Origin of the sequence: Pustulibacterium marinum (genome assembly GCF_900116665.1) — a bacterium.
In the GTDB taxonomy this organism is placed as follows: domain Bacteria; phylum Bacteroidota; class Bacteroidia; order Flavobacteriales; family Flavobacteriaceae; genus Pustulibacterium; species Pustulibacterium marinum.
Window position 1 is genome coordinate 1 of sequence record NZ_FPBK01000016.1, and the last position, 16293, is coordinate 16293.

The following is a 16293-nucleotide window of genomic DNA, read 5'->3' on the forward strand; positions in this document are numbered from 1 at the left end:
CAACCTACAGTCCAACAAAGATTGCCAGAACAATTAAAAGTATCACTGCCCGTGAAATTTTCTCTCAAGCTCCAGGTGTAAAAAGAGCATTATGGGGTGGAGCTTTTTGGGGAAGTGGCTTTTATATTAATACTGTGGGACGGCATAGCAATGAGCAAGTAATAGCTGCATATGTGAAAAACCAAGGTTCTGAAAAGGATTATCAAGTTTTGCATAGAAATAATGACATACAATTAAATCTATTCTAAACTAATGCCTCGGGGCTTGCCCCGAGGATTATTTACTTATATGCATTGGTAGACTTTGAAGATTATCCTTCAAAGTCCATATCATCTCCACCATTTGGGTTTCCTTGATTTTTATTTCGGTTATTATGATCGTTTTGTTGATTGAATTTATAAATCAACGATAATGTAAATTGTCTTTTTCTCCATTGAAATTCACTGTCTGAAGTAAAGTTTTCACTCACTGTATAAGATCTTCTTTTTCTTGAGTTGAAAACGTCTCTTACGTTGAATGTTGCTGTTAATGAATTTTTGATAAGCTCTTTGCTTAAAGCAGTATCAAGAGAAAACATTCCTTCGCTTTCTGTTTGAGAATTTTTTCTTGGTCCCATGTAGAATCCATTTGCCTGAAAATCAATTTTTGCAGGTAACGTTACTTTTCCACTGAATCTACCAAACCAACTTGTACTTTCTGCACCATAATCCACATCATTAAAAAATCCTTCAGTTTTAAATTTAAAGAAGTTGAAACTAGCATTGAAACGGAACCAATCAGTTGGATTTAACATGGCACCTAGCTCACCACCAATTCTATTCTGAGAAGATAAGTTTACTGGAATAGATCTAATGATGCTAATTCCATCATCTGTAGTTTGACCTGTTTCATCTTGAATTCTTTCAAAGGAATTGGTTTCTCTTTGAAAATATACCGAAGCGTTCAGCGTAAATTTAGTCCATCTTTTCAAATAACCTAAATCAAATGCATTTGAAAATGCTGGATCTAAGTCTGGATTACCCTGAAATATGTTTGTTCTACTAGATCTTGAAGGGAAAGGGTTGATAAACCAACCTCTAGGTCTATTAATTCTTCTATTGTAACCTAAAGTTAAGTTTTCATTTTCTGCTATTTCATAAATTAAGTTCATAGTAGGGAACAAACTCAAATAGTTTTTATCAAAATTTGCATCAAAATCAAAATCTAATTCATCAATCAATTCTTCTTGTGTATAATATGGAGAAGAAACACTTCCTTTCATTTGAGTGTTTTCCAATCTTAAACCTAATAAATATGAGAACTTTTTAGAAAGTTTATTACCATATTGAGTGTATGCAGCATAAACATTTTGGTCATAATCGAAGTTATAGGATAATAATTCGTCAACTTCAAACTCATTGGTTTCTTGGTTGAATTGATCAAGATTGTAACCAGTATCTTCTGTTTCCAGATTTATTCTAACACCAGCTTCAAATTGCGAATCTCCTTTTGGTAACACATAATCTGCTTGAAACAAGAATTCGTTTTGCTTTTCAACTTGAAAAATATTCTGGCGATCAATTAAGCTGTCTGAAGGAAAAGTTCTGTATTCGTTAATGGTAGTAGGTTGATCTTCATTATCATAAGAATACTGAAGATCGGCAGTTAATTTGTGTCCTTCATCATTAAAATTATTAATATAGTTCAAAGAACCTTGGTAGGTTTCACTAGTTTGACCTTCATTTTGGATTCTGCTGGTAATACTGTTTAAATCTGTACCTATATATCTATCATTAATGGTATTACTTTCATCATCATTTTCACCCCAACGGCCAAAAACGCTACCTGTTAATGATGATTTTTCGGTAAGGTAGTATTCAATTCCAAGATTGGTGTTGAAACCTTTGCGTAAACGCTCATAATCTCTGTTTTCTCTGATTCGGTCAAATGAACCTGTTTCATAATTATTATCATAATTAGCTTCTCCCGGAGAGTTTCTGTAATATGCTCCGGTAGTTGTAAATAAATTGAATTTATTGGTTCTTAAATTGATATTTGCTGAAAGCGAGTGATTATCTGGCGCACCAACGGTTCCTTGAATAGAACCATTTAAACCCAGTGTTTTTTCTTTTTTAAGAATGATATTTAAGATACCTGCAGTTCCTTCAGCATCGTAACGAGCAGAAGAACTTGTTATTACTTCAACTCTTTCGATAGCATCGGCAGGAAGTTGTGAAAAAATATTAGTGTCACCATAACCAGCCATTGCCGAAGGTTTTCCGTTAATAAGGATTCGTACATTTTCATTTCCTCTTAAACTAACGGCGCCTTCCACATCTACAGAAACAGAAGGAATGTTTTGAAGCGCATCACTAACAGTTCCTCCCTGCGTGGTAAGGTCTTTACCAATGTTGTATATTTTTTTATCTAATTTTATTTCAACAGAAGTACGTTCACCTGTTACTTCTACAGCATCAAGTTCTGCAACGTCTAAAGCTAATTTGATAGTACCTAAATTTTTATCTGAAGTAAGTTCTTGTTGTGGAAATCGATACGTTTTATAACTTATAAATTCGATACGCATATTATAGGTTCCTTGAGGCGCATCTACAGAAAATTTACCATCCATATCCGTTACTCCACCGGTAACATCTTTGGTTTCTGCATTTTCTAAAACCAAAGTAGCGTACATGATTGGTTCATTTGTGTCTTCATCTACTACAGTTCCTGTAACCTTTATATTTTTACCAGATTGGGCAGCTACAAAAAGAGTGCTTAGCATACAAAGTATGCTAGTGATGATTGAGAGTTTTTTCATTATGATAGTTTAGTTAATTATTGTGGTTATGACTGCAAAATTATCTCTTGGTTTAACCCTGTTTGGTTAAAACTATGTTAAATGAAAATTGAATGTGTTAATAAGAAGCAGAAATAAAAAAAGCTCCTACAATTTGCAGGAGCTTTTATATGCTAATAAGGAAAAACGAGGTTTATCCTTTTAAAATACTTTTGATTTGGTCAGCCAATTCAACACCAATTCTATCTTGTGCTTCGTTGGTTGCAGCACCAATATGTGGTGTTAATGAAATTTTTGGGTTCATTAACACTTTAAGTGCGGGAGTAGGTTCGTTTTCAAAAACATCCAATCCGGCGAAAGAAACTTTACCGCTATCAATTGCTTCAATTAGTGCAGCTTCATCAATAACTCCACCACGAGCAGCATTGACAATACCAACACCATCTTTTAACTGCTCAAATTCTTTGGTACTTAAAACATATCCGTCTTGTGCAGGAACGTGTAAAGTAATGAAATCAGCTTGTTTAAAGATATCTTCCATTGGCATAGTTTCAATTTCAACATTGATGTATTGACCGTTGTAAAAATCTACTTTAATCTCTGCTTTATCAACAAATTTATCAGCTGCAATTACTTTCATTCCTAAACCAAGTGCAACTTTTGCTGTAGCTCTACCAATTCTACCAAAACCAATAATTCCGATAGTTTTTCCTCTTAATTCTTTTCCGCCAGCATACGCTTTTTTCAAAGCACCAAACTTAGTTTCACCTTCCAAAGGCATATTTCTGTTTGCATCATGAAGAAAACGAACCCCCGTAAATAAGTGAGCGAAAACCAATTCTGCAACAGATTCTGAAGACGCTGCAGGAGTATTGATTACGTGAATACCTTTGTCACGCGCGTACTGAACATCTATGTTATCCATACCTACGCCACCACGACCTATAACTTTAAGAGAAGGACAAGCGTCAATAATATCTTTACGAACTTTCGTAGCTGAACGAACTAAAATTACGGTTACTTCATTTTCATTGATGTAATTAATCAATTGTTCTTGAGCTACTTTTGTTGTAATAACTTCGAATCCGGCTTGTTCAAGAGCGTCTATACCGCTTTGAGAAACACCGTCATTTGCTAATACTTTCATTTTTTTATTGTGTTGTGTGATTGAATTTTACTTAAATAGTGCTTTCAAACTTCTTCATTGTGTCTACCAATACTTCAACGCTTTCTAATGGCAGCGCATTGTACATGGATGCTCTATAACCACCAACGCTTCTATGACCGTTAATACCGTTGATGTTTGCTTCTTTCCATAGTTTGTCAAAAACTTCTTTGTGGCTTTCATCAACCAAATTGAAAGTTGCATTCATATTTGAACGATCTTCAACTGCGGCAAAACCTTTGAAAAGAGGGTTTCTATCAATTTCACTATATAATAATGCAGCTTTTTGATTGTTTATTTTTTCAATAGCAGCAATACCACCAAGATTTTGCAACCATTCTAAAGTTAGCATAGAAGTATAAACAGCAAACACAGGAGGCGTATTGAACATACTTTCCTTGTCAATATGATTTTTGTAGCTAAGCATAGAAGGAATAGCTCTGGTAACTTTCCCTAAAACATCTTCTTTTACTACAACTAAGGTAGTACCTGCTGGACCCATATTTTTTTGTGCACCCGCATAGATAACACTGAATTTGGAGAAATCTAATTCACGAGAGAAAATATCTGAACTCATATCACAAACTACAGGAACACTGGTTTGTGGAAATTCTTTGTACTGCGTTCCAAAAATTGTATTGTTGGATGTGCAGTGAAAATAGTCTGCATCTTCAGGAATTGAATATCCTTTTGGAATGTAATTATAGTTTTTGTCTTTAGAGGAAGCAATTACGTCTACCTCACCAAAAAGTTTTGCTTCTTTTACTGCTTTGGCAGCCCATGTACCAGTATCTGCATATACAGCTTTTGTTTCTAGAAGATTGTATGCCGCCATTAAAAATTGCATGCTGGCACCCCCTTGCAAGAAAAGCGCTTTGTAACCTTTACCTTCTAAACCTAAAAGCTCTAATGCTAGTGTTTGAGCTTTTTCCATTACCGCAACAAAGTTTTTATCTCTATGCGAAATTTCAATAATGGAAAGGTCCATATTGTTGAAATTTAAAATAGCTTGAGAAGCTTTTTGAAAAACTTCTTGCGGTAAAACACATGGTCCGGCGCTAAAATTGTGCTTTTTCATAATTTGTAACTTAAAGTATGCTTAATTGTGTTAATCAATTACAAAGGTGCTAAATATAGTTTTAAATAGTAATATAAAACCAACAATTTTCTAATATATTTTTAACAGGAAATCAACAGTATCAACATTATCTGCATAATCCCATAATTGAGGTTTTTGAGTTTCCCCAAACGGCACCGTATTTATGTCTGCCAAATTACCTACTATACATTGAATTTGTTCAGACTTGGACGTTAATTCTTTCCTAAGAGTTTCTAAGTTTTCATAGCGTTCAAAGAAAAGTGTAGCTATAGGTGAGCCAAAACTTTGGTCTTCTTTCAGCATTAAAAATCCATTTTCCAATAATTTGTATAAACTCATTAAATAAACAGCTTTGTTGTAATCATAATTGTTTACATATTTCTGTTCATTTAAAATATCTGAATATGAGTAGATAGCTTTGAAAAAATTGTCAAAATCATATGCTTCAGGAACATATAATTTTGAAACGCTACGGCAGCCTAGGCCATAATACCTAAAAATATCTTCACCTAAATTTTGCAAATCTTCCTGGGTTTCTTCTCCTGTAAGAATGGCAACAGAGTTTCTATTTTTGCGAATAATATTCGGTTTATTGCCAAAATAATGTTCAAAATAACGAGCTGTGTTATTACTTCCTGTAGCGATAACCGCATCAAATTCTGGTAACTTTTGTGTGGTAAATTCAATTTTATTTTTGAAACCTGGCTGAATCGCCATCAAATAGTTTGCTAAAACTGGTAAAAGTTGATTGTCATTGGAAGATTGTTTAACAACCACACTGTGACCAGTTATGAGAACTGATAAAAAATCATGAAACCCTACTAATGGTATATTCCCCGCCATAATAATAGCGACAGTTTTTCCATCTTTTTCAGGAATTTGATAGGAATCTATCCATTTTTTAATAGTCTCTTCAGTTAAAGCATTAGCCCAACTTTCGCAAGCAAATAGCACTTGTTCTTTGTTGAACCACGAATTATAATGATGAGCTGTTTCAATTTTATTCAGAAAAAGATCAAAATATTCATTATTACATGCTATTTCTTCTTTTTGAATGATTCCGCTGTTAGAAAACTGTCTTAAAAACGCTCCAAGAGTTACGAAAGCGTCAATGCGGGTATTTAAATTCATAAAGGTTTGCTTTTGTATTTATCTAGCTTTATTTTTGTACAAAAATAGGTAAAGAAAATATTATGGCTATTATTATAACAGATGAATGTATCAATTGTGGAGCTTGCGAGCCAGAATGCCCAAACACCGCAATTTATGAAGGTGCTGATGATTGGCGTTACAGCGATGGAACTCAGTTGAATGGAGATATTGTATTACCTGATGGAAAATCGGCCAATGCAGATGAAGCACAAACGCCGGTTTCTGATGAAATTTACTATATTGTTCCAGATAAATGCACAGAGTGTAAAGGATTTCACGAGGAGCCGCAATGTGCAGCAGTTTGTCCTGTGGATTGTTGTGTACCAGACGATGATCATGTTGAAAGTGATGAAGAATTGTTAGGAAAACAACGTTTTATGCACCCGGAATAGATTTAAATATCTTAATGTTAAAAATATAAAAACGCCGTATTTCTTAGAAATACGGCGTTTTTGTTTAAAACAAACTAATTAACCAACCTTAAGTTCTATTCTGATTTTTTATAAATATTCTGTTTCATTGTCCCAGCATCCTTGTTGTACATTTCTTCGCAAAAATCTCCGTCTTCATTGAAATATCCTGTACATTTTTGACCATTTGAAGTCTTAATTTGATATTTCTTTTTGGAACTATCTGCAGTCTTTGCAGCGTTATATGAGATATTTTCTTCGGATGACTCTAAAACATATTTTGTATCACCTTTTGTGTAATACACCTCTTGTTCTTTGGAAACCACCTTATCTCCATCTTTTATAATTGTAGTTTTTGTAGTTTTCGTAGGACCCATTTTATAATCCTGATTCAGTTTATTTTTGTCATCTTCATTTAGCATAAGAGCTTGTTCCGTTTTGGTAGTTACCTCTTTTTTTAGCTCTTTGATGCCGTCACCGTTATTTACTTCTATGGTAGTTACTACTGTTTCTGTAGCAGCACCATCATTGGTAGATTTTTCCTGAGCAAAACTATTTGTAGAAAATAAAACAGTTGCTGCGAACATTCCTGTAATCAATATCTTTTTCATAATATTTTCATTTTTCTTTTTCATGTAAACAAATGTAAAAAAGGTCAAATTCAATATGTTTCAAAGCATTGTTAATTAAACTTAAGTGTTTGTTAAGCGGTGAATTACTTAGTAATAGCAAAAAGATGGTTTCATATAATATAGAAGTGTATATTTGCGCCGATAAAATTTTATAACATGAAAGCCGGAATTGTAGGATTACCAAACGTTGGAAAATCAACTTTATTTAACTGTCTGTCTAATGCAAAAGCACAGAGTGCTAACTTTCCATTTTGTACTATTGAACCTAATTTGGGTGTAGTAAACGTACCTGATGAAAGATTAGAAAAATTAGAAGAATTAGTTGATCCGGAAAGAGTAGTACCTGCAACAGTAGAAATTGTAGATATTGCTGGTTTGGTTCGCGGAGCAAGTAAAGGAGAAGGTTTGGGAAACCAGTTCTTAGGAAACATTCGTGAATGTAATGCAATTATCCATGTGCTTCGTTGCTTTGAAAATGATAATATAGTTCACGTAGATGGGAGCGTTGATCCTATTAGAGACAAAGAAACTATTGATATAGAATTACAATTGAAAGATCTTGAAACTGTTGATAAGCGTTTAGAAAAAGTAAACCGCGCAGCAAAAACAGGAGATAAAGATGCTAAAAAAGAGCAAACTACTCTTCTAAAGTTTAAAGAAGCCTTGGAAGCAGGAAATTCCGCAAGATCTGTTGATGTTGATGAAGATGAATTAGAATTGATGAAAGGTTTTCAATTACTTACGGCAAAACCTATTTTATATGTTTGTAATGTAGACGAAAGTTCTGCCAAAGATGGAAATGCTTTTGTTGATAAGGTAAAAGAAACCGTGAAGAATGAGAATGCAGAAGTGATTGTATTGGCAGTAGGGACGGAAGCGGATATTACTGAACTGGAGTCTTACGAAGAACGTCAAATGTTCCTGGAAGATATAGGATTGGAAGAGCCTGGAGTATCTAGATTGATTAGAGCTGCTTATAAATTATTAAATCTACAAACCTATTTTACTGCTGGGGTGAAGGAAGTAAGAGCTTGGACTATTCCTGTAGGTTCTACTGCACCACAAGCTGCTGGCGTTATTCATACCGATTTTGAAAAAGGATTTATTAGAGCAGAAGTAATAGCTTATAATGACTATACTACTTTCGGAAGCGAAGCCAAAGTAAAAGAAGCTGGTAAAATGAGAGTAGAAGGTAAAGAATATATAGTGCATGACGGTGATATCATGCACTTTAGATTCAATGTTTAAAACTTATAATTATTTAATATGGTGATCTTTTAATTTTTAAAGATCATCATATTGAATCTGTTCAAAGAGCTCAACCAACAATTTTCACTTCCATCAGCAGAAGAAATATCTGTTCTTGATATTCTTACAGTTAAATCGGTTGTTGTAAAATCAGAATAACTAAAAGAAAAGGAATCAGGAAATGAGCTGTTATTGTAAGCTGTAAACATAACTCCATCAGGTGTAAATGGTAAAGCTGGGCTAAATGTATAATCGACAACTAGGCTTTGCGCAGTGATTGGATAATCGGCTAAGACATAAGTTCCGTTATTATAACCAACTCCACTCCCTACATTTTTTTCTAAGATTTCCCAATTTACTGTGTAGCTTAATGAATTTATTGTCACTGAAAAACTTCCTGTACTTCCAACGGAAGTCGTTTGACAAGCGGGGACTTGCATACCTGGAAAAGCCAATACAACTGGTTGTTTTCCTTTAGAAACTACGTTGTCTGCTCCAAGAACTAATATATCTGTACTACTGTAATCGTTTGGAACATCTCTTATGATTGTTTTACCATTAATATCTATAGCTGAGTTAGCATCTGGAGTTTCAGTATTAATACCAACCTGTGCAGTAGCACTTAATGAAACTAAGATAAGGACTGTGTGTAATAACTTTTTCATGTTGTACAATTAATTAAATTACTTGATTTTGTAAGGAATTATGGTTCAAAATTAGATATTAAGTAAAAAGAATAAAGTGTTTTTCGATATTATGCATAAAAGTATAGGTGGTTTTCATAATCTGTGCGATAAAACTTCTTCGTAATTAATCTAATGTAATTTTAAGTTGTAATCATTTTTTTTAAAAAAACTTAATTACTTAGAAATAAAAAATAACTTTACTTGTGAAATTAATAGAACGTTAAGAAACCCACATGAAGCTTCAAAATCAGTTATCCTTATTTATATTCTTTTGGTTTATCATTTCATGTGTATTCGGACAACAGGGTTCTACAGATTCATTTCCGATAATTCTTAATAGAGCTTATGATTTTTACGATAAAGGAAATTATAAGAAATCGGTTAAAGAAGGTAGAGAGTTGTTACGAGTAGCCTACGAGCTTAACAATCTAGAATACATAGGGGAGGCATATTATTTATTAGGTTTGAATGATGAAACCATTGAAGAATATGGCAGGGCGAAAGAAAAGTATTTAAAAGCTTTGAGTATTGCTGAAAAAAGAAACGATTCCATATTCATTTTAGATATTTATAATGGTTTAGGAAATATAGCATCGCTAAGAGATAATGATTTTGAAAAATCTGAAGAATATTACCTCAAAGGTTTAGAAATAGGAAAAGCGATTAATGATCCTTATAAAATGTCCTTTATTATAAATATTTGTTGGGATTATCTTGAAAATGAACAGACTCAAAAGGTCTTGCCTTATCTATCTGATTTATATGCCTATTCAAATGAAAATGATCTAAAAGAACTTTCAATAGACGAAGCTAAATCGTTTAGTAATGTTAATTATATTTTAGGACGTTATTTAGGGGAGAAAAGTAATTTTTCCAAAGCACACTATTATCTAAATAAATCTATAACCACAGCAAAACAATCATCAAATTATGAAGAGTTAAGTGATGCTTACTTGGCGGATTCAAAAGTGTTTGAAAAGCAGAAAAAAATTGACAGTGCATATTTACAACTTATGAATCATAACAAATTTTATAAGTTGTTTTTAGATAAGAATATGTTAAACAAACTTCAGGTAGAGGAAGTGAAATTTAATATAGAAGAGTACGAGCGTGCTTTGGAACTATCTCAAAAAGAACAACAATTTTCAGAATCCATTGCGACAAATAGATCCAAGTTAAATAGAGTATATTTAATTATAGCCATTTTATTATTGATTTTGGTTTTTGTGGTTCTCCATCAAAATAGCCGTCGAAAAAAATTGATAGAAAATCTGAATAAAAAAAATAAAGCATTGAAATTAGCAGAAAAGAAAGCGGCGATTGCTGCTGAGGCTAAGTCTAATTTTGTATCAAATATAAGTCACGAACTTCGTACTCCATTGCACGGCGTAATAGGTATTACTTCGTTATTACTTTCGGAAGATGAAATTTCACCAAAAAATAAAAAATTACTAAAATCTTTAAAGTTTTCAGGAGATTATCTTTTAGGGTTGATAAATAACGTTTTGTTAATGAGTAAGATAGATCGACATAAAATTAAGATTATGCCAAGGTCTATAGAGCTTAAAAATGTATTTAATCATATTGGAAGAACTGCTTCGTATTCTGCAGAAAAGAAGAATGTAGCAATTTCTTTTCAAATAGAAGAAAATGTTCCTAAGTATTTGATTTTAGATGATAGTGTGCTTTCAGAAGTGTTAATTAATCTTATAGATAATGCTGTAAAGTTTAGTGAGAACGGAAACGTTTGGATTAGAGCCAAAGTTCCTAAAGAAGCAAATGTAGATCTTAAAGAGAAAGTCTTTATTCGATTTGAGGTAGAAGATAACGGAAGAGGAATTCCGGCTGAACAAAAGGAATCAATCTTTTATAAGTTTTCTCAAATATCAGGAAATGAAAGTATTATGGAAGGTACTGGTTTAGGATTATCCATAGTTCAAAATTTGTTACTTCAAATGGGAAGTGATATACATTTAGAATCTGAAATAGGGAAAGGTTCTTTATTTTATTTTGATTTACTTTGTGGAATTACAAAAGTAAAAGAGCAGGAGAAAGTGGTTGAAAAAGAAGAAGTCATATACAATTTTGATAACAAACGTATTTTGATGGTAGAAGATAATGAAATCAATAAATTGGTAACTCAAAAATTTCTCTCACCTTTCAATATACATCTAGATCTTGCCTCAGAGGGTAATTCTGGATGGGAAAAAATACAGAAGAATACCTATGATCTTATCTTGTTAGATATCAATATACCATATTTTAATGGTTACGAAATTGCACAAAAAACTAGAGCACAAAATATCAATACTCCAATTGTAGCTGTAACTGCTTCAGAATTAGCTGAAATAGAAGAACAGGTTTATAATTCTGGGATGAACGATATTCTTATAAAACCGTTCAACAAAAGTAATCTTCTAGAAATTCTATCCAAATATTTAAATTGAGATACTCATAAATTTGTTAATTAAATATATTTAGTAAGGTTTTAAAAATTCCTTTTAAATAGTATATTAGCAACGCACATCTCAATTTCTCTATTTTTTATGGCCGATACTCAATATACAGAAGATAATATTCGATCGTTAGACTGGAAAGAGCACATTCGCATGCGTCCTGGTATGTATATCGGGAAACTTGGAGACGGTTCTTCTTCAGATGACGGTATCTACATTCTTTTAAAAGAGGTGTTAGATAACTGTATTGATGAGTTTGTGATGGGCGCCGGGAAAACCATCGAAATTTCGGTTCAGGGAACGCGTGTAACCGTGCGCGATTATGGTCGTGGAATTCCGTTAGGGAAAGTGGTAGACGTTGTTTCTAAGATGAATACCGGTGGAAAATACGATTCCAAAGCCTTTAAAAAATCGGTTGGATTAAACGGTGTTGGTACCAAAGCGGTGAATGCTTTATCAACTTATTTTAGAGTAGAATCGTCTCGTGACGGTCAATCAAAATCTGCAGAATTTGAGTGTGGAAATTTAACCAACGAAGAATTTTTAGAAGAATCATCTCGAAGAAGAGGAACTAAGGTGACTTTTATTCCGGATGAAACCATCTTCAAAAATTATAAATATCGTCATGAGTATATCGAGAAAATGCTCAAAAACTACGTGTATCTAAACCGTGGTTTGACGATTATTTTTAATGGTGAAAAATACCATTCCGAAAATGGATTGAAAGATTTGTTATTAGATAATAACAATGAGGAGGATTTTTTATATCCAATTATTCACTTGTTAGGAGACGATATTGAAGTAACGCTAACTCACAGTAAAACCCAATATTCAGAGGAATATTATTCCTTTGTAAACGGACAAAACACCACACAAGGTGGTACGCACTTAAATGCATTTAGAGAAGCCGTTGTAAAAACTATTCGTGAATTCTTCGGGAAAAATTACGATGCTTCTGATGTTCGAAAATCCATTATTGCTGCGATATCTATCAAAGTAATGGAACCAGTTTTTGAGAGCCAGACCAAAACAAAATTGGGTTCTACAGATATGGGAGGCGAATTGCCAACTGTAAGAACTTTTGTAAACGATTTTGTAAAAACACATTTAGATAACTTTTTACATAAGAACCCGGAAACGGCTGAAAAATTACAACGAAAAATTATTCAGGCAGAGAAGGAGCGTAAAGAGCTTTCCGGAATTAGAAAATTAGCCAAAGAGCGTGCTAAAAAAGCCAATCTTCACAATAAAAAATTACGCGATTGCCGTGTGCATTTAACAGATTCTAAGAAAGATAGAAATTTAGAATCTACTTTATTTATTACAGAGGGTGATTCGGCTTCGGGTAGTATTACCAAGTCGAGAGATGTAAATACACAAGCGGTATTTAGTTTGCGTGGGAAACCGTTGAATACCTACGGAATGACCAAGAAGATTGTGTATGAAAATGAAGAATTCAACCTTTTACAAGCTGCTTTGAATATTGAAGATTCAATGGACGATCTTCGTTACAATAACATTGTAATTGCAACCGATGCCGATGTAGATGGAATGCACATTCGCTTGTTATTGATTACGTTTTTCTTGCAGTTTTTTCCTGAACTGATCAAGGAAGGACATTTGTTTATTTTGCAAACACCACTTTTTAGAGTTCGAAATAAAAAAGAAACCATCTACTGTTATAGCGAAGAAGAGCGCGTAGCAGCTATTAATAAATTGAGAGGTAAACCAGAAATTACTCGATTCAAAGGTTTGGGAGAAATTTCACCAGATGAGTTTCGATATTTCATTGGTGAAGACATTCGTTTAGATCCTGTAATGCTAGACAAAGCTACGACTACAGAAGAGTTGTTGAGTTTTTACATGGGGAAAAACACTCCAAATCGTCAGGAGTTTATCATCGAAAATTTAAGAGTAGAATTAGACACAGTAGAAGAAGAATAAAGCAACCTTTGGTTCACCTAAAATCCCTTAGAGCAATTAATGAGCACCGATAATCCAGAAGAATTAAATCCGGAAGAAAATAACCAAAATCAAGAACAACAAGATACCATTAAGCGTATTACAGGCATGTATCAAGATTGGTTTTTGGATTATGCCTCGTATGTAATTTTAGAACGTGCCGTACCGGCGATAGAAGACGGTTTTAAACCCGTTCAGCGTCGTATCATGCATTCTATGCGTGAGTTAGATGATGGTCGTTACAATAAAGTAGCCAATATTGTTGGGCATACCATGCAGTATCATCCACACGGTGATGCCAGTATTGGCGATGCTATGGTGCAAATTGGGCAGAAAGATTTATTGATAGATACACAAGGGAACTGGGGAAATATTTTAACGGGAGATGGTGCTGCAGCTTCTCGTTATATTGAAGCTCGATTGTCAAAATTCGCTTTAGAAGTTGTCTACAGTCCAAAAATTACCGATTGGCAATTAAGTTATGATGGTCGTAAAAAGGAACCCATCAACCTTCCGGTAAAATTTCCATTGTTATTAGCACAAGGAGCCGAAGGGATTGCGGTTGGTTTGTCTACCAAAGTGTTGCCTCACAATTTTTTAGAGTTAATTGATGCTTCTATTAAACATTTAAAAGGAAAGCGTTTTCAAATTGTACCCGATTTTCCAACGGGTGGAATTATGGATGTGTCTAACTATAATGACGGATTGCGTGGCGGAAAAATTCGTGTACGCGCCAAAATTAGTCAGCAAGACAAAACTACCTTGGTGATTAATGAGATTCCGTTTTCTACAACCACTTCTTCATTGATTGATTCCATTTTGAAAGCCAATGATAAGGGCAAAATTAAAATCAAGAAAATTGAGGACAATACGGCTGCCGAAGTTGAAATTTTAGTGCATTTACCCAACGGTATTTCACCAGATAAAACTATTGACGCCTTGTATGCGTTTACTGCTTGTGAAACTTCTATTTCGCCTTTGGGGTGTATTATTGAAGACAACAAACCCTTGTTTATTGGCGTAACCGAAATGTTAAAACGCTCTACAGATTACACCGTAGAATTGTTGAGACAAGAGTTAGAGGTGCAGTTAGGAGAATTAGAAGAACAGTGGCATTTTGCTTCGTTAGAACGAATTTTCATTGAGAATAAAATCTACCGTTTAATTGAAGAAGAAGAAACCTGGGATGGAGTTATCAACGCTATTGATGAAGGTTTAAAGCCACATATTACGCATTTAAAAAGAGCTGTAACTCAGGATGATATTGTAAGATTAACTGAGATTCGAATCAAAAGAATTTCAAAATTTGATATTAATAAAGCAGATCAATTAATTGAATCGTTGGAAGATAGGATTGCTGAAGTAACGCATCACTTGAACCATATTATTGAATTTACAATTGATTATTTCACGCATTTAAGAAAAACCTACGGAGCCGGAAAAGAACGTAAAACCGAAATTCGTTTGTTCGAAAATATCGAAGCAACCAAAGTGGTTATTCGAAATTCAAAACTCTATGTAAACCGCGAAGAAGGTTTTGTAGGTACCGGACTTAGAAGAGATGAATACGTTACCGATTGTAGTGACATTGACGATGTGATTGTGTTTACCGCAGATGGTAAAATGAACGTTCATAAAGTTACCGATAAAACGTATGTTGGTAAAGATATAATCCACGTAGCCATTTTCAAAAGAGGCGATAAGCGCACTACCTACAACATGGTCTACAAAGATGGCAAAGGCGGTTCTACATTTATAAAGCGCTTTAATGTAACCAGCGTAACCCGTGATCGTGAATACGATTTAACCCAAGGGAAACCACAAAGTAGGGTATTGTATTTTTCAGCCAACCCAAATGGAGAAGCCGAGATAGTTACAGTATTGTTGCGCGCTGTGGGAAGTGTAAAAAAGCTGAAATGGGATATTGATTTCGCAGATATCAAAATCAAAGGTCGTAGCTCTAAAGGAAATTTAGTTTCTAAATTCTCGGTAAAACGAATCGAATTAAAAGAAAAAGGAGTTTCTACATTGAAACCTCGTAAAATTTGGTTCGATGATATTGTGCAGCGTCTCAACGTAGATGGACGTGGCGAATTGTTAGGCGAGTTTAAAGGAGAAGATCGTTTGTTGGTGATTCGCCAAAATGGTTTGGTAAAAACTATTTTACCAGAATTAACAACGCATTTTGATAACGATATGATTGTGTTAGAAAAATGGATTCCGGAAAAACCAATTTCTATCATTTATTACGAAGGAGAAAAAGAACGTTACTATTTGAAACGTTTCCTAGTTGAAAATGAGAATAAGGAAGAAACGATAATTACAGACCATCCTAAATCTGAAATACAAATTGTAGCTACCGATTGGCGACCAATGGCAGAGATAGAATTTGTAAAACCTAGAGGAAAAGAGGCAAAACCAAATTTAACGGTAGATATGGAAGAATTTATAACCGTTAAAGGAATCAAAGCTTTAGGAAACCAATTAACAGCCGATAAAATTAGAACGGTAAATTTGTTAGAACCGTTGCCATACGAAGTTCCGGAAGAAGAAATTACCGAAACAGAAGAAGATGCAAAAGACAATGACGATTTACGATTGTTTGATGAGTAAAAAACAAAACCATTAGTATATAAGAAAGGGAGCAATTAGCTCCCTTTTTTTATGGTTGATGTCGCCTATCATACGTTTTTAACAAGTAGATAAA

The 16293-nt window shown here is 33.8% G+C and carries 12 protein-coding genes; 6 read left to right on the forward strand and 6 right to left on the reverse strand.

Annotation, left to right across the window (positions count from 1 at the left end; genetic code table 11):
- Nucleotides 1-248 (forward strand): transposase (locus tag BM383_RS16145; protein ID WP_177229041.1); only part of this gene is annotated, 248 nt, incomplete at its 5' end.
- Between the two features lie 62 nt (nt 249-310).
- Here the strand turns inward: BM383_RS16145 and BM383_RS16150 are convergent.
- From BM383_RS16150 to BM383_RS16165, 4 genes are all read right to left on the reverse strand, one after another.
- Nucleotides 311-2797 (reverse strand): TonB-dependent receptor, encoded by a 2487-nt coding sequence (locus tag BM383_RS16150; RefSeq protein ID WP_093026187.1) that lies wholly within the window; start codon nt 2795-2797, stop codon nt 311-313.
- Between the two features lie 172 nt (nt 2798-2969).
- Nucleotides 2970-3923: a D-2-hydroxyacid dehydrogenase gene (locus BM383_RS16155; protein ID WP_093026188.1), complete on the reverse strand. Its 954-nt coding sequence runs from the start codon at nt 3921-3923 to the stop codon at nt 2970-2972.
- A 31-nt stretch (nt 3924-3954) separates the two neighbouring features.
- Complete coding sequence (gene serC / locus BM383_RS16160; protein ID WP_093026189.1) at nt 3955-5019, reverse strand: 3-phosphoserine/phosphohydroxythreonine transaminase; 1065 nt, start codon at nt 5017-5019, stop codon at nt 3955-3957.
- A 90-nt stretch (nt 5020-5109) separates the two neighbouring features.
- Nucleotides 5110-6171: an acyl-CoA reductase gene (locus BM383_RS16165; protein WP_093026190.1), complete on the reverse strand. Its 1062-nt coding sequence runs from the start codon at nt 6169-6171 to the stop codon at nt 5110-5112.
- A 62-nt stretch (nt 6172-6233) separates the two neighbouring features.
- Between BM383_RS16165 and BM383_RS16170 the strand changes: the two genes are divergently transcribed.
- Nucleotides 6234-6584 (forward strand): 4Fe-4S dicluster domain-containing protein, encoded by a 351-nt coding sequence (locus tag BM383_RS16170; protein ID WP_093026191.1) that lies wholly within the window; start codon nt 6234-6236, stop codon nt 6582-6584.
- 95 nt (nt 6585-6679) lie between these two features.
- Here BM383_RS16170 and BM383_RS16175 read toward each other — a convergent pair whose 3' ends face one another.
- Entirely contained in the window at nt 6680-7213 is a 534-nt protein-coding gene (locus BM383_RS16175) for a hypothetical protein (RefSeq protein WP_143106450.1), read from the reverse strand.
- Nucleotides 7214-7390: 177 nt separating this feature from the next.
- On the opposite strand from BM383_RS16175, the gene ychF reads away from it, so the two are divergent.
- Nucleotides 7391-8482, forward strand: coding sequence for a redox-regulated ATPase YchF (ychF, locus tag BM383_RS16180; protein WP_093026193.1), 1092 nt, complete (start codon nt 7391-7393; stop codon nt 8480-8482).
- A gap of 29 nt (nt 8483-8511) precedes the next feature.
- Here the strand turns inward: ychF and BM383_RS16185 are convergent, their stop codons facing one another.
- Nucleotides 8512-9147: a hypothetical protein gene (locus BM383_RS16185; protein ID WP_093026194.1), complete on the reverse strand. Its 636-nt coding sequence runs from the start codon at nt 9145-9147 to the stop codon at nt 8512-8514.
- Nucleotides 9148-9401: 254 nt separating this feature from the next.
- Here BM383_RS16185 and BM383_RS16190 point away from each other — a divergent pair, with 254 nt between their 5' ends.
- The 3 genes from BM383_RS16190 (at nt 9402) to BM383_RS16200 (ending at nt 16199) form a co-directional block, all read left to right on the forward strand.
- Complete coding sequence (locus tag BM383_RS16190) at nt 9402-11615, forward strand: tetratricopeptide repeat-containing hybrid sensor histidine kinase/response regulator (protein WP_093026195.1); 2214 nt, start codon at nt 9402-9404, stop codon at nt 11613-11615.
- Between the two features lie 99 nt (nt 11616-11714).
- Nucleotides 11715-13568 (forward strand): DNA topoisomerase IV subunit B, encoded by a 1854-nt coding sequence (locus BM383_RS16195; RefSeq protein ID WP_093026196.1) that lies wholly within the window; start codon nt 11715-11717, stop codon nt 13566-13568.
- Between the two features lie 39 nt (nt 13569-13607).
- Nucleotides 13608-16199, forward strand: a complete 2592-nt coding sequence (locus BM383_RS16200; protein ID WP_093026197.1) for a DNA gyrase/topoisomerase IV subunit A — start codon at nt 13608-13610, stop codon at nt 16197-16199.
- The last annotated feature ends 94 nt before the right edge of the window (nt 16200-16293 follow it).